This window comes from Neisseria bergeri, from assembly GCA_003044455.1.
GTDB classification, from domain to species: domain Bacteria; phylum Pseudomonadota; class Gammaproteobacteria; order Burkholderiales; family Neisseriaceae; genus Neisseria; species Neisseria bergeri.
Window position 1 is genome coordinate 290,695 of the sequence record POWY01000001.1, and the last position, 20,624, is coordinate 311,318.

Annotated in this window: 19 protein-coding genes and 1 tRNA gene; 14 read left to right on the forward strand and 6 right to left on the reverse strand. The window is 53.0% G+C overall.

Annotation, left to right across the window (positions count from 1 at the left end; translation table 11 throughout):
* Window positions 1-38: 38 nt before the first annotated feature.
* A complete protein-coding gene (gene glgB, locus DBY86_RS01660; protein WP_107818853.1) occupies window positions 39-4,331 on the reverse strand; it encodes a 1,4-alpha-glucan branching protein GlgB in 4,293 nt (1,430 codons plus the stop codon).
* 260 nt (window positions 4,332-4,591) lie between these two features.
* Between glgB and DBY86_RS01665 the strand changes: the two genes are divergently transcribed.
* The 3 genes from DBY86_RS01665 to smpB all read left to right on the forward strand — a co-directional run bounded on the left by DBY86_RS01665 (window position 4,592) and on the right by smpB (window position 6,309).
* Window positions 4,592-4,667: transfer RNA gene (locus DBY86_RS01665), tRNA-Asn, on the forward strand.
* A gap of 130 nt (window positions 4,668-4,797) precedes the next feature.
* Window positions 4,798-5,808 carry a lipopolysaccharide heptosyltransferase II gene (gene waaF, locus DBY86_RS01670; protein WP_107818659.1) on the forward strand — a complete coding sequence of 337 codons (1,011 nt, stop codon included), beginning with the start codon at window positions 4,798-4,800 and terminating at the stop codon, window positions 5,806-5,808.
* 54 nt (window positions 5,809-5,862) lie between these two features.
* Window positions 5,863-6,309, forward strand: a complete 447-nt coding sequence (gene smpB, locus DBY86_RS01675) for an SsrA-binding protein SmpB (RefSeq protein ID WP_019273200.1) — start codon at window positions 5,863-5,865, stop codon at window positions 6,307-6,309.
* A gap of 187 nt (window positions 6,310-6,496) precedes the next feature.
* On the opposite strand, the gene DBY86_RS01680 is transcribed toward smpB, so the two are convergent.
* From DBY86_RS01680 to DBY86_RS01690, 3 genes are all read right to left on the reverse strand, one after another.
* On the reverse strand, window positions 6,497-6,997 hold the full coding sequence (locus tag DBY86_RS01680; protein ID WP_234403351.1) for a YfbM family protein: 501 nt from the start codon (window positions 6,995-6,997) through the stop codon (window positions 6,497-6,499).
* Between the two features lie 40 nt (window positions 6,998-7,037).
* On the reverse strand, window positions 7,038-8,405 hold the full coding sequence (locus DBY86_RS01685; protein ID WP_107818661.1) for an FAD-binding oxidoreductase: 1,368 nt from the start codon (window positions 8,403-8,405) through the stop codon (window positions 7,038-7,040).
* 109 nt (window positions 8,406-8,514) lie between these two features.
* On the reverse strand, window positions 8,515-8,802 hold the full coding sequence (locus DBY86_RS01690) for a hypothetical protein (protein ID WP_107818662.1): 288 nt from the start codon (window positions 8,800-8,802) through the stop codon (window positions 8,515-8,517).
* Window positions 8,803-9,279: 477 nt separating this feature from the next.
* Between DBY86_RS01690 and DBY86_RS01700 the strand changes: the two genes are divergently transcribed.
* Together DBY86_RS01700 and hpnC are read left to right on the forward strand one after the other, a co-directional pair.
* Window positions 9,280-9,762, forward strand: a complete 483-nt coding sequence (locus DBY86_RS01700; protein WP_107818663.1) for an FKBP-type peptidyl-prolyl cis-trans isomerase — start codon at window positions 9,280-9,282, stop codon at window positions 9,760-9,762.
* A gap of 86 nt (window positions 9,763-9,848) precedes the next feature.
* Window positions 9,849-10,661, forward strand: coding sequence for a squalene synthase HpnC (gene hpnC, locus DBY86_RS01705; protein ID WP_199901023.1), 813 nt, complete (start codon window positions 9,849-9,851; stop codon window positions 10,659-10,661).
* Window positions 10,662-10,733: 72 nt separating this feature from the next.
* Here the strand turns inward: hpnC and DBY86_RS01710 are convergent, their stop codons facing one another.
* Window positions 10,734-11,204, reverse strand: coding sequence for a DUF1841 family protein (locus tag DBY86_RS01710; protein ID WP_107818665.1), 471 nt, complete (start codon window positions 11,202-11,204; stop codon window positions 10,734-10,736).
* Window positions 11,205-11,294: 90 nt separating this feature from the next.
* Here DBY86_RS01710 and DBY86_RS01715 point away from each other — a divergent pair, with 90 nt between their 5' ends.
* On the forward strand, window positions 11,295-13,136 hold the full coding sequence (locus DBY86_RS01715; RefSeq protein ID WP_107818666.1) for a protein-disulfide reductase DsbD family protein: 1,842 nt from the start codon (window positions 11,295-11,297) through the stop codon (window positions 13,134-13,136).
* A gap of 563 nt (window positions 13,137-13,699) precedes the next feature.
* Here DBY86_RS01715 and DBY86_RS01735 read toward each other — a convergent pair.
* A complete protein-coding gene (locus tag DBY86_RS01735; RefSeq protein ID WP_107818667.1) occupies window positions 13,700-14,896 on the reverse strand; it encodes an acetate kinase in 1,197 nt (398 codons plus the stop codon).
* Window positions 14,897-15,246: 350 nt separating this feature from the next.
* Here DBY86_RS01735 and DBY86_RS01740 point away from each other — a divergent pair, with 350 nt between their 5' ends.
* From DBY86_RS01740 to DBY86_RS01775, 8 genes are all read left to right on the forward strand, one after another.
* A complete protein-coding gene (locus tag DBY86_RS01740) occupies window positions 15,247-15,546 on the forward strand; it encodes an HLGFF motif protein (RefSeq protein ID WP_107818668.1) in 300 nt (99 codons plus the stop codon).
* The gene (gene ccoS / locus DBY86_RS01745) at window positions 15,546-15,731 is read left to right on the forward strand and encodes a cbb3-type cytochrome oxidase assembly protein CcoS (protein ID WP_003688317.1); all 186 of its coding nucleotides are present in this window, start codon (window positions 15,546-15,548) and stop codon (window positions 15,729-15,731) included. Before DBY86_RS01740 ends, ccoS begins: the two co-directional genes overlap by 1 nt.
* Window positions 15,721-17,031 (forward strand): MFS transporter, encoded by a 1,311-nt coding sequence (locus DBY86_RS01750; RefSeq protein ID WP_107818669.1) that lies wholly within the window; start codon window positions 15,721-15,723, stop codon window positions 17,029-17,031. Before ccoS ends, DBY86_RS01750 begins: the two co-directional genes overlap by 11 nt.
* Window positions 17,032-17,188: 157 nt before the next feature.
* Window positions 17,189-17,923, forward strand: coding sequence for a DNA polymerase III subunit epsilon (gene dnaQ / locus DBY86_RS01755; RefSeq protein ID WP_107818854.1), 735 nt, complete (start codon window positions 17,189-17,191; stop codon window positions 17,921-17,923).
* Complete coding sequence (gene ispD, locus DBY86_RS01760; RefSeq protein WP_107818670.1) at window positions 17,920-18,609, forward strand: 2-C-methyl-D-erythritol 4-phosphate cytidylyltransferase; 690 nt, start codon at window positions 17,920-17,922, stop codon at window positions 18,607-18,609. The genes dnaQ and ispD overlap by 4 nt, the downstream gene beginning before the upstream one ends.
* 31 nt (window positions 18,610-18,640) lie before the next feature.
* Window positions 18,641-19,123 carry a 2-C-methyl-D-erythritol 2,4-cyclodiphosphate synthase gene (gene ispF / locus DBY86_RS01765; protein WP_107818671.1) on the forward strand — a complete coding sequence of 161 codons (483 nt, stop codon included), beginning with the start codon at window positions 18,641-18,643 and terminating at the stop codon, window positions 19,121-19,123.
* Window positions 19,124-19,200: 77 nt separating this feature from the next.
* Window positions 19,201-19,872: a ribose-5-phosphate isomerase RpiA gene (rpiA, locus tag DBY86_RS01770; RefSeq protein WP_002234071.1), complete on the forward strand. Its 672-nt coding sequence runs from the start codon at window positions 19,201-19,203 to the stop codon at window positions 19,870-19,872.
* A 68-nt stretch (window positions 19,873-19,940) separates the two neighbouring features.
* Window positions 19,941-20,615, forward strand: a complete 675-nt coding sequence (locus tag DBY86_RS01775; RefSeq protein WP_199901012.1) for a thermonuclease family protein — start codon at window positions 19,941-19,943, stop codon at window positions 20,613-20,615.
* The last annotated feature ends 9 nt before the right edge of the window (window positions 20,616-20,624 follow it).

Here is a 20,624-nt window from a genome sequence, read left to right on the forward strand (position 1 = left end):
GACAACGGGGCTTGAGGGGTTCAAGCCCCGTCCGCCTTTCAGACGGCATCGGAGGTTTTTTCCGCCCCGGTTTGGCTTTGTGCCGCCTGATACAGGTAAACCGTTGCCAACGGCGGTACGGTTACGGACAGGGAATTTGGTTTGCCATGCGACCAAACTTCTTCTGTTTTCAAGGTTGCGCCGGCAGAAACACCGCTGCCTTTGTAATGCAGGCCGTCTGAATTGAGGATTTCGCGGTATCCGCCGGCAGAATTCACACCGAAGCGGTAGCCTTCGCGTACCACAGGCGTGAAGTTGCTGATGACGATGACGCGGTTGCCTTCGCGGTCGCGGCGTTCGAAGACGAAGACGGAATTGTCGCCGTCGTCGGCAACCAGCCATTCGAAGCCTTCCGGCCATTGGTCGAGCTGGTAAAGCGGCGCGGTGTCTTTATAGACGCGGTTCAAATCGCGCACGAAGTCTTGCACGCCTTTGTGCCGGCCGCCTTCTTGGTCGAGCAAGAACCAATCCAGTCCTTCGTTGTAATTCCACTCTCTGCCTTGCGCGAACTCGTTGCCCATAAACAGGAGTTTTTTGCCGGGGAAGCCGTACATGAAGCCGTAGTAGGCGCGCAGGTTGGCGAATTGCTGCCAACAGTCGCCGGGCATACGTCCGAGCAGCGAGCGTTTGCCGTGTACGACTTCATCGTGTGAAAGCGGCAGGACGAAGTTTTCGCTGTACTGGTACATCATGCCGAAGGTCATTTTGTTGTGGTGATATTTGCGGTTGATAGGGTCTTCCATCATGTAGCGCAGGGTATCGTTCATCCAGCCCATATTCCATTTGAAGCTGAAGTTCAAACCTTCTTGACGGGTTACGTTGGCAAATGATGTAGATTCTTCGGCAATTTCGGTCGCAGCCGGAACTTCTTCTTTCAACATGGTGTTGGTATCGCGCAGGAAAGCGATGGCTTCAAGGTTTTCATGACCGCCGTATTGGTTCGGAATCCACTCGCCGTCTTTGCGCGAGTAGTTGCGGTAAATCATCGAAGCCACCGCATCCACGCGGATGCCGTCGAAACCGAAACGCTCTATCCAATACAGGGCGTTGCCTTGCAGGAAGTTTTTGACTTCGTTCCTGCCGAAGTTGTAAATCAGGGTGTTCCAGTCTTGGTGGAAACCTTCGCGGGGGTCGGCGTGTTCGTACAGCGCAGTGCCGTCAAACTTGGCAAGCCCGTGGTCGTCGGTAGGGAAGTGTCCGACCACCCAGTCGAGGATGACGCCGATGCCTTCGTCGTGGGCGGCTTTAATCAGGGCGCGCAATTCGTCGGGCGAACCGAAACGGCTGGTCGGCGCATACAATCCGGTCGCCTGATAGCCCCACGAGCCGTCAAACGGGTATTCGGAGACGGGCAAGAGTTCGATATGGGTAAAGCCCATGTCTTTGACGTATGCGACCAATTCTTTGGCGAGCTGTCCGTAAGTCAGCCAGTAGTTGTTTTCGGGATTGCGTTTCCACGAACCCAAATGCACTTCGTAAATGTTGATGGGCGCGTCAACGGCGTTGGCGCGGGCGCGGAAGTCGGGGGCTTCGACTTTTTCCGGCAAACCGCGCACGACAGACGCGGTATTCGGACGCAACTCCGCACCGAAGGCATACGGGTCGGCTTTTTGCCGCACATTGCCGCCGGCATCGCGGATTTCAAATTTATAGAGGGCATTGGGTTTGACTGCCGGAATAAAAATTTCCCAAATACCGTTGTCGCGGTGGAAACGCATCACATGGTGGCGGCCGTCCCAGTGGTTGAATTCTCCGATGACGGAAACGCGTTGGGCGTTCGGCGCCCATACGGCAAAGCGTACGCCCTTCACACCGTCCAACTCGGCAAAATGCGCGCCCAAAGTTTCATAAGGGCGCAGGTGTCTGCCTTCCGCCAACAGCCAAGAATCCATTTCTTCCAATGCCGACGGGAAGCGGTAGGGGTCTTCTTCGCGCACGGGGTTGCCGTTTCCGCCGTAATAGACGTTCAGCGCATAATCGGGCGCATCATCGGGCAGTACGGCGACAAAGAATCCGCGCTCATCGATTTTTTCAGACGGCACAATCAGTCTGCCGCTTTCACGGTTGACAATATCTACTGCCGAAGCGTCGGGAATCAGCGTGCGCACGACTTCGCCGCCTTCGGGAAGGCGGTGCCGTCCCAAATAGGCGAATACGTCGCCGTGGGCCGCAAAAAACAGGCTGTCAACCGTGTCGCGTTCGGCTTGGTCGGGTTGGCGGTAGGAAAGGGTTGGGCAGTTCTTTTTCATACGGACTCCGTCAATCATGGCAAGTTGGGCGGTCATGGTTCGGCAATCTGCAAAGTCTTCCAGTGCAAGAGGCATTTTGCGCGCCCAGTTGGGATAACCCTCGGCAACGCCCGGCACATTCAGGTTGTCGCCCACGCCCAGCAGGTTTTCCAGTTGCACCGCATACAGCCTGCTGCGGCTCATCGCGGCGTATTTGTGGATGGCGGACATCAGCCCTTCCGTCATTTCAGACGGCATTGTACTGTCTTTGTCCAAACAGCCGCATTGTTTAAGTTTGTCGAACAGGTCTGCCTTGTCGTGTTCGCGCGCTTCCAATGCCGTCTGAAAAGTTTCCGCATCGGGAATCGTGCCCAGGCGGAACATGGTTTCCAAATCCTTGCCCGTCCAATAACCCGCCAAAGGCGCGACATCGTGCGTGCTGACGACCGTAATCGCCTGTTCGGGATATTCATCGGGCAATTCAAAACCGTGCCTGCCTTTGCTGAAATACACGACCTTATAAGAAAACACCTGATAACGGTTCAGCAAATAACGCACCCGGTCGGGCACCGTCCCCAAATCCTCGCCGATGACGATGCAGCGGTTACGCCGGCTTTCCAAAGCCAAAATGGCAAACATCACGTCCGCGTCGTAATGCACATACGCACCCAAGTCCGCCGTCCCGCCCGCAACCCACCACAGGCGGTACAGAGCCATCACATGATCGATACGCAAGATGCCGTAAAGCCGCATATTTTCACGCAGCAGCCGGACAAACTTCTCATAACCCGTGTGCTTCAGCATTATCGGATTGAGCGGCGGCAAATCCCAGTTTTGCCCCGTCGGGCACAAAGGATCGGGCGGTGCGCCGACAGACATATCCATACAATAATCTTGGCGGTTTAACCAAGTGTCCGCGCCGCCGCGCGCCACGCCGACCGCCAAATCGCCGTAAATCCCCAACTTGATGCCGAGTCTGACCGCCGTTTCCTGCACTTTGTACCATTGTTCCGCGCAAAGCCATTGCAGCCACATATGAAAACGGATGTCGTGTCCGTAGTTGGCGGCAAAGTTTTTGACGGCTTCGCCGTCGGGGTCGTGAAACTCGGCAGACCAGGATTGCCAGCCTATGCCGTTGCAGCCGCCGTAATGTTGGTCGAGGGCTTCAAACAGCCCGAATCCCGACAGTGCCGCTCCTTTTTCTTCCGAAAATGCGGCAAAAGCCGCACGTTCCTTTTGGGCGGCTTCGCACGGTTCGGTTTCAAATGCTTGGAATGCCGCCTGAAGAGCTTCGCGTTTGAATGCCCAAACCGCCGTGTAGGTTACGGTATCGGTAATCCGCAGTGCGGCAATGCGCCGCTGCATTTTTTCTTGGGCAAAACGGTTTTTCAGGGTTTCGCTGTAGGAAAACGCCCCGACTTTTTCCACATCCAGATAAATCGGATTGAGCCATTCGCGCGAAGACGGGCTGTACGGGCTGGCAAAGGCGGGCTTGGCACTGAAAAGCGCGTGCAGCGGATTGATGCCGACGAAATCCAGCTTTTTCTCTGCCGCATAAGCCATCAGGTTCTGTAAATCGGTAAAGTCGCCTATGCCCCAGTTGCGGTGCGAACGCAGGCTGTACAAATGCACCGTCAGCCCGTTCATTCTTGCGCCGCAGTTTGGTTCGGGCGGACGGTAAACCGATTGCGGTGCGACAATCAGACGGATTTTTCCGGCAGCGCACGAAAGGGTGTAGTAGCCGCAAGGGAGGTCGGGTAGGGCGAGTCGGTATGTGCCGTGGTCGTCGCGGCTGAGGGGTAAAACCCGATGTGTGCCGTTTTCATCTTCCAAAACGGTTTCCGTTTCGTCCGACCATGCGGACGGCAGGGTCAGATTTTCGCATCCGTGTTCGCGGGCTGCCAGCGTGTCGAGATAAATGCCGTCTGAAACACCGTCTTTCTGCAAAGTATCGGCTATCGTTTCCCATATCTCGGGCGGCGTGGCGCGATATACGCCGCCGATGTCGTGAAACCCCAGGCTGATGCCCAAAGCAGAGGTCTGCTGTTCCGATACGGTATCCATCTTGTCGTCCTGTCTGTTGTCCGTAATCTCAAGGCGTAATCTTAATATAAATACGGAATGATGACGGCTGTAATTGCGTGTAACGGCGGTTTCTTCCATATTGTTTGATTTGAACCAATATGCCGTCTGAAGCCGGTTTTCCCGTTCAGACGGCATATTTGGCTAAATATCTTTTCCATTCATATATTTGTAGTTTTGTTACCCGTTTGGACAAAATTAAGGATTGACACATTTTTTCCGGACGCTATAATACGCCCCATTCCCCGATAGCTCAGTCGGTAGAGCGACGGACTGTTAATCCGCAGGTCCCTGGTTCGAGCCCAGGTCGGGGAGCCAGAATTTTGAAGCCCGAACTTGAATGTTCGGGCTTTTTCATATTTGCACATCCGGCGTTCGGAATGCGGCGAGATAGGTTTTCCAACGGTTTCGCGGTAAAATTCCGCCTGTCTGATTTCGGTTTCTTGTTATGTCCATCAAAATCCTGATTATTTCCCCCAGTTGGATAGGCGACTGCGTGATGACCCAGCCCTTGTTCCGCCGTTTGAAGGGACTTCACCCCGGTTGCACGATTGATGTGTTCGCACCGAAGTGGTCGATGGCGGTGTTTGAGCGTATGCCTGAAGTGAATGAGATTCTTGAAAATCCGTTCGGACACGGTGCGTTGGAGTTGAAACGCCGTTGGCGGGTCGGCAGGGAGTTGGGACGGCGCGGCTACAATCAGGTTATCGTGTTGCCGGGTTCTTTGAAGTCGGCAGTCATCGCGCTGGCAACGGGCATCGGAAAAAGAACAGGTTATGTCGGCGAAAGCCGTTATTTTTTGCTGAACGATATACGCAGGCTGGATAAGGAACGTCTGCCGTTGATGGTGGACAGATATACGGCTCTCGCGCATCAGAGTCAGGAAGATTTTGACGGGCATTCGGGATTCCCCGAGTTTTCCATTGATGAACGGCGGCGGGAAATTTCTGTCGAAACTTTCGGTTTGAATCTTGGAAAGCCTGTTCTGGCTTTTTGCCCGGGGGCGGAATTCGGGCCGGCAAAGCGTTGGCCGGCAAGGCATTTTGCCGAGTTGGGCAAACACTATTCGGCGGCGGGCTGGCAGGTTTGGCTGTTCGGTTCGCAAAAAGATGATGAAATTGCCGAAGAAATCAACCGCCTTTCAGATGGCATATGTGTCAATTTGTGCGGCAAAACCGATTTGTCGCAGGCAATGGATTTGCTGTCGTTGGCGGACACGGTCGTGTGCAACGACAGCGGGCTGATGCACTTGGCGGCGGCATTGGGCAGGAAGGTGGTGGCGGTTTACGGTTCGTCCAGCCCGACGCATACGCCGCCTTTGAGCGACAGGGCAAAAATCGTCAGCCTGCACTTGGAATGTTCCCCGTGTTTCAAGCGGGAATGTCCGTTGGGGCATACAGACTGCCTCAACAAACTTTATCCCGACAGGATTGTGCAGGCGGTTGAAGAGGCGGTATGATGGCTTCTGTTTTCGGATTTATGCCGTCTGACGGCGGATATTGATAGGATGTTTATGGCTATTGCGAATAATAAAAAAGCATTTCACGATTTTTTCATTGAAGACCGGATTGAAGCCGGTTTGGTCTTGGAAGGCTGGGAAGTCAAAGCAATCCGCGCCGCGCGCGTACAGCTTAAAGAGAGTTATATCTATTGGAAAAAAGATGCGTTTTATCTGGTCGGCTGCCATATTACTGCGTTGCCCACAGCCTCGACACACATCAAACCTGATGCCACGCGCCCGCGCAAGCTGTTATTAAAACAGTCGGAAATCAACAAATTAATCGGAAAAACGGAACGCGCCGGCTACACCATCGTGCCGCTGGATTTGCATTTTTCACGCGGAAAAATCAAGATGGAAATCGGTTTGGCAAAAGGTAAGAAACAGCACGACAAACGCCAGAGTATGAAAGAGGCGGATTGGAAACGCGAGAAACAGCGGTTGATTAAGCATACGCGCTGATGGGGGATGCGGTTTCAGACGGCATTTGAACAATGCCGTCTGACGGTTGTTTAGACAATGGTGTTGAAATACGAAACGGAAAAACAGGGCGGTTGCCCTGTTTTCTATTTGCGTAAAAGATGCGGATGACGGGAAGCGGAAAAACGGATTTGTCTTCATTAAAGTTTCCGTGATGTTTGAAATATGTTTAGTAAATGCTGACCAGTACATTGCTATTTGAATGCCGGGCGGTTTTGTAAAAATTGCCGATTTTGTAAAAGTAGTCGGTAATTTCTTCTTTTATATCATCAATTTCATCTTCATAATCCCAAATGTCGGGGTAGATATGATGCTCTTTGCACACCTGCATACTGAAATGCTCCATTGCGCTTTTTATGTCGAAGCCTTCCAAAGCTGAGACGATTTCATGGATTTGGGTGGATTCGATATAAGCGGCGTATCCGTCGCTGTCCGAAATAGGTGTCGTTCCGACGATTGATTCGGATAACAGATTGCCCTTTAAGGGATTTTCTGCACTTGTTCCGGTCAGTACAAAATGCAAAATATCCCACATTTTATCGATGTCGAGGCAGACGGCAGCCTCATCCTCCAAATCTTCCAGTTCTTCAAACAATTCTTGCCATTCGGCATCGGTATTTTTAAGCAAAGCCAGTTTTTCATTATCGACCAGTTGATAGGTTGCTGTCATTCCCATGATATTTCCTATAATTTAATTTTGAATCAGTTATTTATGGAAGAAGTTTTCCAGGGTTCATGATGTTATATGGATCAAGGTGTTGTTTGATGCTTTTCATCAGGGCGATTTCGGCAGGTGTGCGTACTTTGTCCAGCCACTGTTTTTTGATGATACCTATGCCGTGTTCGGCAGCAATTGTACCGTTGCAGGCAAGAACGTTGCAATAGACTGTGCTGTTAATGTCGTTTTCGTAACGATAGACTTCATTGCTGAGGATTTCGGGCAGGAAAGTATTGTAGTGCAGGCTGCCGTCGCCCAGATGTCCGAAGCAGACGATTTGTATGCCTTTGAAATTCTGTTCCAAATCTTTGGCGCACCGGCGGACAAAGTCGGCAACGCGCCCGATGGGGACGGCAATATCGTGTTTGATGCTGGTGCCCAGTTTGCGTTGTGAAACGGAGATGTTTTCGCGCAACGCCCACATATGGATACGTTCTTGTTCGCTTTGTGCCAATACGCTGTCGGTAAAGCCCTTTTCATATAGGAATTCGGCAAGTTGCCCGTCAAGGCTGCCGTTTGGCAGTGAATCGGTCAATTCAAGCAGGATGTTCCATTCTGAGTGTGTCGGCAGGGGGAGGTTGCTGAATTCGGAGGACAACTCGGCAGCAAAACGGCTGATCAGCTCAAAACTGCATAGGCGTTCGGCAAAGTGTGCTTGGGTTTCGGTCAGCAGGCGGACGGCGGATTCGATGTCGGGTATGCCGACCCATGCGGTTGCTTTGTCTAATGGGCGGGCAAACAGCTTGAGCGTGGCTGCAGTGATGATGCCCAGTGTACCTTCGCTGCCGATAAACAGATGGCGCAGGTCGTAGCCGGTGGTGTTTTTATGCAGGGGATGGAGATGGGAAACCAGTTCGCCGTTGGGGAGGACGACTTCCAAACCGATAACCAGGTCGCGCATCGTGCCGTAACGCAATACGTTCAAACCTCCGGCATTGCAGGCGATGTTGCCGCCGATTTGGCACGAGCCTTCGCTGGCGAGACTGAGTGGAAACAGCCTGTTTGAGGCTTCGGCTGCCTGTTGGACGGTTTGGAGTACGGAACCTGCTTCGACGGTTATGCAGTTGTCTGACAAATTGATGCTGCGGATGCGGTTAAGTTTTGAAAGGTTAAGCAATACGCCGTTTTCCGATACTGCCGCGCCGCACAAACCGGTATTGCCGCCTTGCGGCGTAACCGGAATACGGTGTTTGTGGCAGAAACGCATAATGGTTTGTACGCTTTCAACGCTGCGCGGCTGCAAAATGATGTCTGGTGCAGACGTAAAGCGGTTGCGCCGGTCTTCTAAAAGCGTCGGAGAAGGTTCGACAATTTCATCTGCCGGCAGGAGTCGGGAAAATTCGGTATGCAGGTCAAGCATGTTTGTCGGAAGGGTGGGGAGGAGATTGAGGAAGGGAATCTGATGCCGTCTGAAAAGTCAAAAAAGCAGGATACTGAACGTATCCTGCTTTTTTGCAAGCGGAAAATGCTTATTTTGCAGCTTCAGATGCAGCGGCAGGAGCTTCGGCAGCAGGTGCTTCAGCAGCGGGAGCTTCGGTAGAGGAAGCCTCAGCAGCAGGAGCTTCAGCGGCAGGAGTTTCGGTAGCGGAAGCTTCAGCAGCAGGAGTTTCGGTAGAGGAAGCCTCAGCAGCAGGAGCTTCAGTAGCGGGAGCTTCGGCGGCAGGTGCTTCGGCAGCAGGAGCTTCAGCGGCTTTTTCTCCGCCGCAGGCGGCCAGGGCCAAAGACAACAAAGCAGCGGCAAACAGGGATGTTTTCATTTTAGTAACCTTTAAAATCAATTTAAATCAAATTAGGGTAAAACAGTCATTATCGACCATCATTACAAACCAAGTTGAAAATTCATTGCTGAATTTTGCGTAATTATGCACCACGAAATAGGGGATTGCAACGGTGTGCAAATGGGAAAGCAGGTTTGAATGAAAAGTTTTTCCGCCGGGCGAATGATAAATCCTGTAAAACGGTTTTGCTGTTAAAAAATCGATAGGGATGAATATTATAGAGATTAATATAATTCAGTATCTTGTATGATTTATTAAGGCGGATTGGGGAAGTCGGCAGACGGGTCGGAATGGTTTTTGAGAATGTTGTAAAAAAGTTACACTACAATAAAATAACAAAAATTTACATTGAAATATGTGCCGTACAGTTTATGAACAGGTTAACGGTAATCGGCCGGCGCGGCGGTTGTGTTAGAATGCGCCTGTAATCAATCTGCTGTTCCTGAAAGGACAAATATGGCTATCGTGAAGAATTCCGTGGTTTCGCTGCATTATGAGATGTATGATGCCAACAATCAGCTTTTGGACAAAACCGAAGAACCGATTGCGTACCTGCACGGCGGTTACGACGGCATTTTCCCTTTGGTGGAAGAGGCGTTGCACGGCAAGGATGCCGGCGATACGGTCGATGTGGTACTTTCGCCCGACGATGCGTTCGGCGAGCAGGATCCGGGGTTGGTCCGTATTGAAGATGTGGGCGTGTTCCCTGTTGAAGTCGAAGTCGGCATGATGTTTGAAGCCGACGATCCTGAAACCGGCGATGTTGTCGTCTATCGTGTAACCGATGTTGCCGACGGCAAGGCGGTGGTTGACGGCAACCATCCTTTGGCCGGTATGAAAATCCGTTTTAAGGCTACGGTTGAAAGCGTGCGCGATGCATCCGATGAGGAAATCGCACACGGTCATGTCCACGGTCCGCACGGTCATCACCACCACTGATTGCCGGCAGCTTGGAGGTATCTGATGCCGTCTGAAAAGGGTTTGTTCCGTTTCAGACGGCATTTTGTTTGATGGATGGAGAAGGTATGTCGGTTGGGCATTATGAGAATTTTCCCGTCGGTTCGCTGATTTTGCCGCGCAGGTTAAGAAAGCCGGTCCATGCTGTATATGCGTTTGCACGGACGGCGGACGATATGGCGGATGAGGGTGGTATGCCGTCTGAAGCCAGGTTGGCGAAGTTGGAGGGTTTGCGGCGCGAGTTGGACGTGTTGGCATCGGGCGGCCGGTCGGCGCATCCTTTGATTGCACGATTGGATGCCGAGGCGGTTGTGCCGTTCGGTTTGGATTTGCAGCCGTTTTATGATCTGCTCTCGGCGTTTTCGCAGGACGTGGTCAAAACGCGGTACGCGCATTTCGGCGAGCTGGCCGATTATTGCCGACGTTCCGCCAACCCTGTCGGACGTATTATGCTGGCTTTGTACGGGAAAACGGATGCGGTGTGCGTGGCGCAAAGCGACGGCATCTGTACGGCTTTGCAACTGGTGAATTTTTGGCAGGATGTGGCTGTGGATTGGCAAAAGGGCAGGGTTTATATCCCGCAGGACGATTTGTTGAAATTCGGTGTTTCCGAAGGACAGATTGCGGAGGGTAGGGCGGATGCGGCGTTTCAGCGGCTGATGGCGTATGAGTGCCGACGCGCATTCCGTATGCTGAAGGCGGGTTCGCCTTTGGCGCGCGAATTGAAAGGGCGTATCGGTTTGGAACTCCGTATGATTGTGTTGGGGGCGCAGTTGATTTTGCAGAAACTGGACGCGTGCCGATACGATGTGTTTGCACAACGCCCCGTTTTGGATAAGAAGGATTGGTTGATTATGCTGAAACGCGCGTTGTGGAAATGATTGGGGGGAAATGAATGCCGTCTGAAAGGGGTTATTCCGCTTCAGACGGCATTTTGCAGGCGGTTGGTATGGTCAGGCGATTTCATGCGGGTTCAACCTGGCTTGATCTTCTGCACCCAAGCCGATGAGTTTGCGCAGTCGGGTCATGTAGAAATTGACATCCAAACCGGTGCCGTAGCGTTGCGCCGTCCACAGTGTTTCCGCCAGTGCCTCCATCATTTCGTGTTCGGCTTCCAGCCAGCCGCGTTTGGCGCACAGGGTGTCGTGGATTGCGCGTATGCCGTGCGGCTGGTCTATGCCCGCCTGTTCTTGGATGGAAAGGTGCAGCGACATGTGAAGAAACGGGTTGCTTTCGCCGTTTTCGGGCAGCCAGTCGGTGTCCAGATGGTCTTCGATGCGTTCGAGATAGCGGTGGTATTCGGGATGGGCTTCGACAATGCGGAGGGCTTTCTGTTCCAACGCGCTCAGTTGCAGCGGATTGAGCCGCTGCTGCCACACGCGGGCGAAAAAGCGGCGGACATCGTGGGTATTGACATCGTACATGGCGGGTTCGATAAGATGTTTATGGAAATAGGTTCGGATAATGGCGGGTTTTACATAAATTAAATCCTACCGTCAACCTTACCATTTATAATGCGGACAAATTATTTGTCTGAAACGGATTCGATTATGAAAAAACTGATTTGCCTGTTCGCCGTATTTTTGATGTTGTGCGGACGAGCTTTCGCGCTGGATGCGAACGATCTGCTGCCGCCGGAAAAGGCATTCGTGCCGGAGCTTACTGTTGCCGACGACGGTGTGAACGTCCGTTTCAGGATTGCCGACGGATACTATATGTATCAGGCGAAAATCGTCGGCAAGACCGATCCGGCGGATTTGTTGGGACAGCCTTCTTTCAGTAAGGGTGAAGAGAAGGAAGACGAGTTTTTCGGCAGGCAGACGGTTTACCATCACGAAGCGCAGGTTGCCTTTCCTTATGCAAAGGCTGTCGGCGAACCGTATAAATTGGTTTTGACTTATCAGGGCTGTGCCGAAGCCGGCGTGTGCTATCCGCCCGTGGATACCGAGTTTGATATTTCCGGCAACGGCACTTACCATCCGCAAACCGACGAACCGGCATCGGCCAAAGACCGCTTTTTGCAGCCTTCCGCCCCAAACGGCAGCGGGGCGTTGCCGCCCCCGAAGGGGGACGAGGGCGGCGACAGCCGTTTCAAGCTGTCTTGGGATACGCTCAACGCCAACCTGTTGGCGTTTTTTCTCGCCGGTTTGGGTCTGAGTTTTACCGCCTGTATGTATCCCCTGTTGCCGATTGTTTCCAGTATCGTGGTCGGTGACAAAAAGGCGGGCAAGGCGCGGGCGTTTGTGCTGTCCGTCGTTTATGTTCAGGGTTTGGCTCTGACTTATACGCTGGTCGGCATTGTTGCCGGACTGACGGGCGCGCTGCTGACCGTATGGTTGCAGCAGGCTTGGGTCGTGTTGGCGGCATCGGCTTTGATGGTCGTCTTGGCACTGTCTATGTTCGGGCTGTTCAACATCCAGCTTCCCAACGCCGTACAGTCGTATTTCCAAAACCAGAGCAGCAAACTTTCAGGCGGTAAAATCGTTTCCGTCTTTATTATGGGTATATTGTCCGCGCTGATTGTCGGGCCGTGTGTCGCCCCGCCGCTGGCATTTGCCTTGGGCTACATCGGTCAGACGGGCGATGCGGTTTTAGGCGGTTTGGCACTTTACACTTTGGCGTTGGGCACCGGCGTGCCGCTGATTGCCATCGGTACGTTCGGCGGACATATCCTGCCTAAGGCTGGCGATTGGATGAATGCCGTCAAATACGCATTCGGCTTTATCCTGCTAGCCGTCGCCGTTTACCTCGCCACGCCGCATTTGCCCTATTATCTCGTCGTCGCGCTGTACACGCTGCTGATGCTGGTTCCTGCCTGTATGCTGCTGGTCAACGGACGCAGGCAGAAACGCCGTCCGAAAGCTGTGGCATTCGTATTGGGCGGCATATTGCTGATAGGCGGCGCGTGGTTCGGCTGGCAGGGCGCAAACGGCAAAACGACCGCGCTGCACCATTTCCTGACTCTCAATCCCCCGGTCGAAGCAGGCAAATCTTCGGAACACGGCAAAATGTTTGCCGATACTGCCGCGCTGAAGGCAGCGATGGATATGGCGTTGAAAGAACATCCCGACAAACCCGTCGTTTTGGATTTTTATGCCGACTGGTGCATTTCCTGCAAAGAAATGGCGGCTTACACGCTCAATCAGCCGGAAGTGCATCAGGCGGTCGATATGGAACGCTTTTTCCAAATCGATGTAACCGCCAATACGCCCGAACATCAGGCGTTGTTGAAAGAATACGGTCTGTTCGGGCCGCCGGGCGTGTTTGTCGTCCGTGCGGACGGCAGCCGCAGCGAACCGCTGCTGGGTTTTGTCAAAGCCGACAAGTTTATTGAGTGGTATGAACAGAACCGCTGATTCCGATGTTTCAAATGCCGTCTGAAGTTCTCAGACGGCATTTTTGTCAGAAAGGAAAACGGCAATATCCGCTATACACACGGAAGCAGTCCAAAGATGTGAAAACCGTGTGTATAAGTTAGTTTGCGTATTGAAATTAAAAGATAAAAATACGATGATTAAAAAATAGGCATAAGAAAAGATAAACACAGCCGGTGTTTGCCGGTGTGTGTATCTTTTGTGGAAAAACATCTTAATGCCATGTATTTTATGGAAAATAACAACATGATTAAAAAATAGTCAATAATCAAGGTTCAGGTGGGGTAGCTGCAATCGTCAATGTCTGAAAAGAGGCAGTGCTGTTTAAGTATGGAAAGCCGGATATAGTGGATTAACAAAAATAAGGACAAGGCGACGAAGCCGCAGACAGTACAAATAGTACGGAACCGATTCACTTGGTGCTTCAGCACCTTAGAGAATCGTTCTCTTTGAGTTAAGGCGAGGCAACGCCGTACCGGTTTTTGTTAATCCACTATAAAAAAACTGCCTCCGTTTCCGGAAGCAGTTCGCGTGAGGATAAAACCTTACAGACCGCTCAAACGGGCGGTATCGTGGGCAATCATCAGCTCTTCGTTGGTCGGAATGACCACGGCGACGGCTTTGCTGTCGGCAGTGGTAATCACGCCGGCGTTGCCGAAGCGGGCTTTCAGGTTGGCTTCTTGGTCGATGTTCAGACCGAGGAAGCCCAAGTAGCCGATCACGCGTTCGCGGATGATGTCGGAGTTTTCGCCGATGCCGCCGGTAAAGACCAGTGCGTCCAAGCCGCCTGCGGCAACCGCCATGCTGCCGATGTATTTGGCAAGGCGGTAGATAAACATATCCAAGGCCAATTTCGCGCCTTTATGCCCCTTGGCGGCTTCTTCTTCAATGGTGCGGCAGTCGTTGGACAGGCCGGACAGACCGAGCAGGCCGGATTTTTTGTTCAGCATTTCGGTGATTTGGGCAATGGTCATATTGGCGTTTTCGGCGAGGAAGCCGAATACGGAAGGATCGATGTCGCCGCTGCGCGTACCCATTACCAGCCCTTCCAGCGGGGTCAGGCCCATGCTGGTGTCGCGGGATTCGCCGTTTGCGACGGCGGTAATGGACGCGCCGTTGCCCAAGTGGGCGATGACCATACGCAGGTCTTTTTTGTCTTTGCCGAGGAAGCGCGCGGTTTCGTCGGCGACGAAGCGGTAGCTGGTACCGTGCGCGCCGTAGCGGCGCAGGCCGTATTTTTCATACAATTCTTGCGGAACGGCGTATTTGTAGGCGTGTTCCGGCATAGTCTGATGGAAGGCGGTGTCGAAAACGACGACGTTGGGCAGGCCTTTGAAAATGCTTTGTGCGGCACGCAGGCCCAAGAGGTGGGCGGGGTTGTGCAGTGGGGCGAGCGGGATGCATTTTTCGATGCCGGCGATGACTTCGTCGTCAACGAGGATGGATTCGCTGTACAACTCGCCGCCGCTGACGACGCGGTGGCCGATAGCACCGATGCGGCTGTCGAGGCTGTGGGCTTTGAGTTCTTCCATCAGGGCTTCAACTGCGCCGGTGTGGTCGGGGTGTGCGGACAAATCGACTTTGTGTTTTTCGCCGTTTACTTTGAATGTGATGTATGCGTCGGGCAGGTTGAGTTTTTCGGCAAGGCAGCTCAGCAGGACTTCGCCGCTGCCGTTATCCAGGACCGCGCCTTTGAGGGACGAGCTGCCGCAGTTCAAAACCAAGATTAATTTTTGGGACATTTTCTTACTCCGGAAAGTTTCAGACGGCATCGGAATCGGCACCGGATACTAACCAAGCCCCGTGCCGAATCCGTTTTGCCTCCCTTGGCGGGAAAGTAGTGGGGCCGTCTGAAACGGTTGATAAAAGAAGCAGGCTATTCTAGCAAAAAATCTTTGCAATTGCTTGGCTTAATCGGGCGTTTGCGTGAAAATGGAAGAATGCGTAATTTTTTGACGGATAAGGGGAAATATGGGGTTTGCCGGTGTTTTCGGCTGTGGGAGGGAGAATTTCTTTGCATTCTTCCCGTCCAAACCGGTACATTTGCCCTGTTTTTGGTTGATGCCGTCTGAAAAAGGCGGGTGGGGAATTTATGCATTATTTCAGTATCCATACCCAATCGGGACAGCATATAGGCTTCTTCATCCTGCTTGCCGACGACGAATCGGAAGCACGGCCGCAGAGCGGGCGTTTTGCCGTTAAACTTGAAGGAGGAATGGAAAATCATGTCCTGTCGCCGTTTGCCCAGACGGAAATTCCCCAATATTGGCGTGTCGTCAAAGACCGTATCGAGCTGTTTTTTGACGAAGCCCCCGTCGGAACTTTGCGTAACGAATATCTGAACGTGTCGGGGCAGACTTTTGTTTTGAACGATTTGACAGGGAATATGTGATGGAAAGTATGTTTATTCTGGTGCCCATCAGCATCATTTTGGCGTTTGTCATCGGCTGGTTTTTCTGGTGGTCGGGCAAAAACGGACAGTTTGACGATTTGGAAGGGCCGGCGCACCGCATTTTGATGGATGATGATTCGACAAGTAAACTGATTGAAAAAGAGAAGGAAAACGATGGACGCTAAAAAAGGCGGTTTGGGACTGGTCAAAAGCCGCCGTTTCGCGCCTCTTTTCGCTACGCAGTTTCTCGGCGCGTTCAACGACAATGTGTTCAAAACCGTGCTGTTTGTGATGATCGGGTTTTACGGTTTGGGGCAAAACGGTGTTCTGCCTGCCGGACAGATGTTGAATTTGGGCGCGTTGCTGTTTATTTTGCCGTATTTCCTGTTTTCCGCGCTGTCGGGGCAGTTGGGCAACAAATTCGACAAGGCCGTTTTGGCGCGGTGGGTCAAGGTGCTGGAAATCATCATTATGGCGGTGGCGGCATACGGGTTTTATATCCGGTCTGCCCCGCTGCTCTTGCTCTGTCTGTTTTGCATGGGCGCGCAATCGACGCTGTTCGGCCCGCTGAAATACGCCATCTTACCCGATTATCTCGACGACGAAGAATTGATGATGGGCAACAGCCTGATTGAATCCGGTACGTTTATCGCCATCCTGTTCGGTCAGATACTGGGGACTGCGGTGGCAGGCGCGCCGCCTTATATTGTCGGGATACTGGTTTTGCTGGTCGCCGTCGGAGGCACGGCCGGCAGCCTGTTTATGCCATCCGTACCCGCCAAGGCTGCCGATACCCAAATCGAGTGGAATATTGTCCGTGGCACAAAATCCCTGCTTCGTGAAACGGTGCGGCACAAGCCCGTTTTTACCGCCATTATCGGTATTTCGTGGTTTTGGTTTGTCGGCGCGGTTTATACCACGCAACTGCCGACCTTTACCCAAATCCATTTGGGCGGCAACGACAATGTTTTTAACCTGATGCTTGCCCTGTTTTCCATCGGTATTGCCGCCGGTTCGGTACTGTGTGCCAAGTTCGGCAGGGAACGCCTGATGTTGGCTTGGGTAACGGCCGGTGCGTTCGGTTTGACGGTTTGCGGCCTGGTTTTGGTGTGGCTGACGCACGGACACCGTTTTGAAGGGCTGAACGGCATTTTTTGGTTTTTATCGCAAGGATGGGCATATCCCGTGATGGCGGTGATGATGCTGATCGGCTTTTTCGGCGGATTTTTCTCCGTTCCGCTCTACACTTGGCTGCAAACCGCCAGCAGCGAGACTTTCCGCGCCCGCGCCGTTGCCGCCAACAATATCATTAACGGCATCTTTATGGTTTCCGCCGCCGTTTTGAGCGCGGTGTTGCTGTTTTTGTTTGACAGCATTTCACTGCTGTACCTGATTGTCGCCTTGGGCAATATTCCGTTGTTGGCGTATTTGGTGAAACGTGAGAAGCGGTTTTTGGGAGTTGTGCCGATTGGGGAAAAACCTTGAATGCCGTCTGAAAAAATTATCCCCAAAATACACAATCCGCCTGTCCAATGTTGTGAACACGCTGTGAATAAGTGGGTTTGCACGTTGAAATAAAAACAGAAAAATACGCTGCCTAAAAAATAGTCAGCAGATGGAAAATTTGAAGAAAGAAGCAGACATGATTCAACGCCAAATCATCCTCGATACCGAAACCACCGGCCTGTATGCCGACGGCGGCGACCGCTTGGTCGAGTTTGCCGGTCTGGAAATGGTCAACCGCCAAATGACCGACAAAAACCTACACCTCTATGTCCACCCCGAGCGCGATATGCCCGAAGAGGCGGCACGCGTCCACGGTTTAACGATAGAGGTTTTGGAAGGGAAAAACGCGCCGCCGTTTGCAGAGGTCGGCAGGCAGATTGCCGATTTCCTGCGCGGTGCGGAGTTGATTATCCACAATGCCAAATTCGACGTGGGCTTCCTCAATATGGAGTTCCGCCGGATGGGTCTGCCGACCGTCGAGGAACTCGGCTGCACCGTTACCGATACCCTGGCGATGGCGCGCGAAATGTTCCCCGGGCAGAAAGCCAGCCTGGATGCCCTGTGCAACCGTTTTTCCGTCGACCGCAGCAAGCGCGTCCTGCACGGCGCATTGATCGACTGCGAACTTTTGGGCGAAGTTTATCTGGCGATGACGCGGCGGCAGTTCGACCTGATGGGGGAGGCCGCAGAGGAAAAAATGGAAACCAAACCCGTGGCGCATACCGAAACCAAACGCAGCGGCAAACTGAAAGTCATCAGGGCGGACGAAAACGAGTTGGCGGAGCACGGGCGATATTTGGACGGCTTGGGCGAGTCCTGTATTTGGCGTAAGGAAGCCGTGCCGTCTGAAAACGGCGGGACGGACGCATGAAACGCAAAAATATCGCCCTGATTCCCGCCGCCGGCATCGGGGCGCGTTTCGGTGCGGACAAACCCAAGCAATATGTCGAAATCGGAAGCAAAACCGTTTTGGAACATACGCTTGGGATTTTTGAACGGCATGAGGCCGTCGATTTGACCGTCGTTGTCGTCTCGCCAGAAGACACGTTTGCCGATAAGGTTCAGACGGCATTTCCACAGGTTCGGGTGTGGAAAAACGGCGGACAGACCCGCGCCGAAACTGTCCGCAACGGTGTGGAAAAACTGTTGGAAACCGGTTTGGCGGCGGAAACCGACAATATTCTGGTACACGATGCCGCCCGATGCTGCCTGCCGTCTGAAGCTCTGACGCGTTTGATAGAACAGGCGGGCAACGCCGCCGAAGGCGGGATTTTGGCAATTCCCGTTGCAGATACGCTCAAGCGTGCGGACGGTGGGAATATTAGTGCAACCGTCGAGCGGACAGGCCTTTGGCAGGCTCAAACGCCCCAGCTTTTCCGTGCCGGGCTGCTGTACCGCGCATTGGCTGCGGAAAACTTGGACGGCATTACCGATGAAGCGTCCGCCGTGGAAAAACTGGGTGTGCGTCCGCTACTGATACAGGGCGACGCGCGCAATTTGAAACTGACGCAGCCGCAGGACGCATACATCGTCAGGCTGCTGCTCGATGCCGTCTGAACTTCAATTCAAAACATCAGGAACACAAACGATGACGAACATCCGTATCGGACAGGGCTACGATGTCCACCAACTGACCGAAGGCAGAAAGCTGATACTCGGCGGAGTTGAAATCCCATTTGAAAAAGGGCTGCTCGGACATTCCGATGCCGACGCGCTGCTGCACGCCGTTACCGACGCGCTACTCGGCGCGGCAGGTTTGGGCGACATCGGCAGCCATTTCCCCGACACCGCCGCAGAGTTTAAAGATGCGGACAGCCGCGTCCTTTTGCGTGCGGCGTATCAAAGCGTTCAGGCGCAGGGTTGGCAGGCGGTCAATGTCGATACGACCGTGATTGCACAGAAACCCAAACTCGCGCCGCATATTCCGCAAATGCGTGCCAACATCGCCGCCGATTTGGGCATAGATGTTTCATGTGTCAACATTAAAGGGAAAACCAACGAAAAACTCGGTTATCTCGGGCGCATGGAAGGCATAGAGGCGCAGGCGGCGGTATTGCTGGTACGGATTTGAACGCGGCGGGCAGGACGTGCAAAAAAAATGTTAAGATGGCGGCTGTTTGTTGATACGGTTTCCCAAAGGACAAAAATATGACGACACAAGACGAACTCAAGCGCATCGCCGCCGAAAAAGCAGTCGAATTCGTACCCGAAAATGAATATATCGGCATCGGTACCGGCTCGACCATCAACTTTTTCATCGAAGCCTTGGGTAAGAGCGGCAAAAAAATCAAAGGCGCGGTATCTACTTCCAAAAAATCCAGCGAACTGCTTGCCCAATATGATATTCCCGTCGTTTCTTTGAACGAAGTATCGGGGTTGGCGGTCTATATCGACGGTGCGGACGAAGTCAACCACGCCCTGCAAATGATTAAGGGCGGCGGCGGCGCGCACCTCAACGAAAAAATCGTCGCCAGCGCATCAGAAAAATTCGTCTGCATTGCGGATGAAAGCAAATATGTTTCACGTTTGGGCAAATTCCCTCTGCCTGTGGAAGTCGTCGAAAGCGCGCGCTCCCTTGTTTCGCGCAAACTGCTCGCTATGGGCGGACAGCCCGAACTGCGTATCGGCTACACCACGTTTTACGGCAACCAAATCGTCGATGTCCACGGCTTGAATATCGACAAACCGCTGACGATGGAAGACGAAATCAACAAAATCACCGGCGTACTCGAAAACGGCATATTCGCCCGCGATGCCGCCGATGTGTTGATTTTGGGGACGGAAGAGGGTGCGAAAGTCATCTATCCCTGCCAAGGGTAATCCTGACGTTAAGATGCCGTCTGAAATCCGATTCCGATATGTTCAGACGGCATCGGCATTTGAAAAATATGCAGATTAAAAAAATCATGAAATGGCTTCCCGTCGCCCTGTCGCTTTTGGGCGCGTTGGGTTATACGGGGTACGACAGTGAGCTTGTTCGTACCGGTATTGCCGTACTGAATGGATTGGGTGTAGAGGAGGGTGCGGGCAGGTATGAAACGCCCGTCCGCCGACGGGCATCGGCGAAATCCGGCCACCGCTACACAGGCACGGTGTCCAAAGTCTATGACGGCGACACCCTACACGTCATTGATGGCGACGGCGCGAAACACAAAATCCGCATGGCGTATATCGATGCGCCGGAGATGAAACAGGCTTACGGCACGCGTTCGCGCGACAACCTGCGTGCGGCGGCGGAAGGCAGGAAAGTCAGCGTGCGCGTGTTCGACACCGACCGCTACCAGCGCGAAGTGGCGCAGGTTTCTGTCGGCAAAACCGATTTGAACCTGATGCAGGTGCAGGACGGGGCGGCGTGGCATTATGAAAGTTATGCCAAGAAACAGCAGGATAAGGCGGATTTTGCCGACTATGCCGACGCTCAAATTCAGGCGGAAAGGGAACGTAAAGGATTGTGGAAAGCTAAAAATCCGCAAGCGCCGTGGGCGTACCGCCGGGCAGGCAGGAGCGGCGAGGGCAATAAGGATTGGATGGATTCCGTGGGCGAATGGTTGGGCATTTGGTAAAGACACCGC

Excerpts from the sequence above, each read along its gene's own strand:
- glgB (WP_107818853.1), bottom strand. The coding sequence starts at position 4,331 with ATGGATACCGTATCGGAACAGCAGACCTCTGCTTTGGGCATCAGCCTG.
- waaF (WP_107818659.1), top strand. The coding sequence starts at position 4,798 with ATGTCCATCAAAATCCTGATTATTTCCCCCAGTTGGATAGGCGACTGC.
- smpB (WP_019273200.1), top strand. The coding sequence starts at position 5,863 with ATGGCTATTGCGAATAATAAAAAAGCATTTCACGATTTTTTCATTGAA.
- DBY86_RS01680 (WP_234403351.1), bottom strand. The coding sequence starts at position 6,997 with ATGACAGCAACCTATCAACTGGTCGATAATGAAAAACTGGCTTTGCTT.
- DBY86_RS01685 (WP_107818661.1), bottom strand. The coding sequence starts at position 8,405 with ATGCTTGACCTGCATACCGAATTTTCCCGACTCCTGCCGGCAGATGAA.
- DBY86_RS01690 (WP_107818662.1), bottom strand. The coding sequence starts at position 8,802 with ATGAAAACATCCCTGTTTGCCGCTGCTTTGTTGTCTTTGGCCCTGGCC.
- DBY86_RS01700 (WP_107818663.1), top strand. The coding sequence starts at position 9,280 with ATGGCTATCGTGAAGAATTCCGTGGTTTCGCTGCATTATGAGATGTAT.
- hpnC (WP_199901023.1), top strand. The coding sequence starts at position 9,849 with ATGTCGGTTGGGCATTATGAGAATTTTCCCGTCGGTTCGCTGATTTTG.
- DBY86_RS01710 (WP_107818665.1), bottom strand. The coding sequence starts at position 11,204 with ATGTACGATGTCAATACCCACGATGTCCGCCGCTTTTTCGCCCGCGTG.
- DBY86_RS01715 (WP_107818666.1), top strand. The coding sequence starts at position 11,295 with ATGCGGACAAATTATTTGTCTGAAACGGATTCGATTATGAAAAAACTG.
- DBY86_RS01735 (WP_107818667.1), bottom strand. The coding sequence starts at position 14,896 with ATGTCCCAAAAATTAATCTTGGTTTTGAACTGCGGCAGCTCGTCCCTC.
- DBY86_RS01740 (WP_107818668.1), top strand. The coding sequence starts at position 15,247 with ATGCATTATTTCAGTATCCATACCCAATCGGGACAGCATATAGGCTTC.
- ccoS (WP_003688317.1), top strand. The coding sequence starts at position 15,546 with ATGGAAAGTATGTTTATTCTGGTGCCCATCAGCATCATTTTGGCGTTT.
- DBY86_RS01750 (WP_107818669.1), top strand. The coding sequence starts at position 15,721 with ATGGACGCTAAAAAAGGCGGTTTGGGACTGGTCAAAAGCCGCCGTTTC.
- dnaQ (WP_107818854.1), top strand. The coding sequence starts at position 17,189 with ATGATTCAACGCCAAATCATCCTCGATACCGAAACCACCGGCCTGTAT.
- ispD (WP_107818670.1), top strand. The coding sequence starts at position 17,920 with ATGAAACGCAAAAATATCGCCCTGATTCCCGCCGCCGGCATCGGGGCG.
- ispF (WP_107818671.1), top strand. The coding sequence starts at position 18,641 with ATGACGAACATCCGTATCGGACAGGGCTACGATGTCCACCAACTGACC.
- rpiA (WP_002234071.1), top strand. The coding sequence starts at position 19,201 with ATGACGACACAAGACGAACTCAAGCGCATCGCCGCCGAAAAAGCAGTC.
- DBY86_RS01775 (WP_199901012.1), top strand. The coding sequence starts at position 19,941 with ATGCAGATTAAAAAAATCATGAAATGGCTTCCCGTCGCCCTGTCGCTT.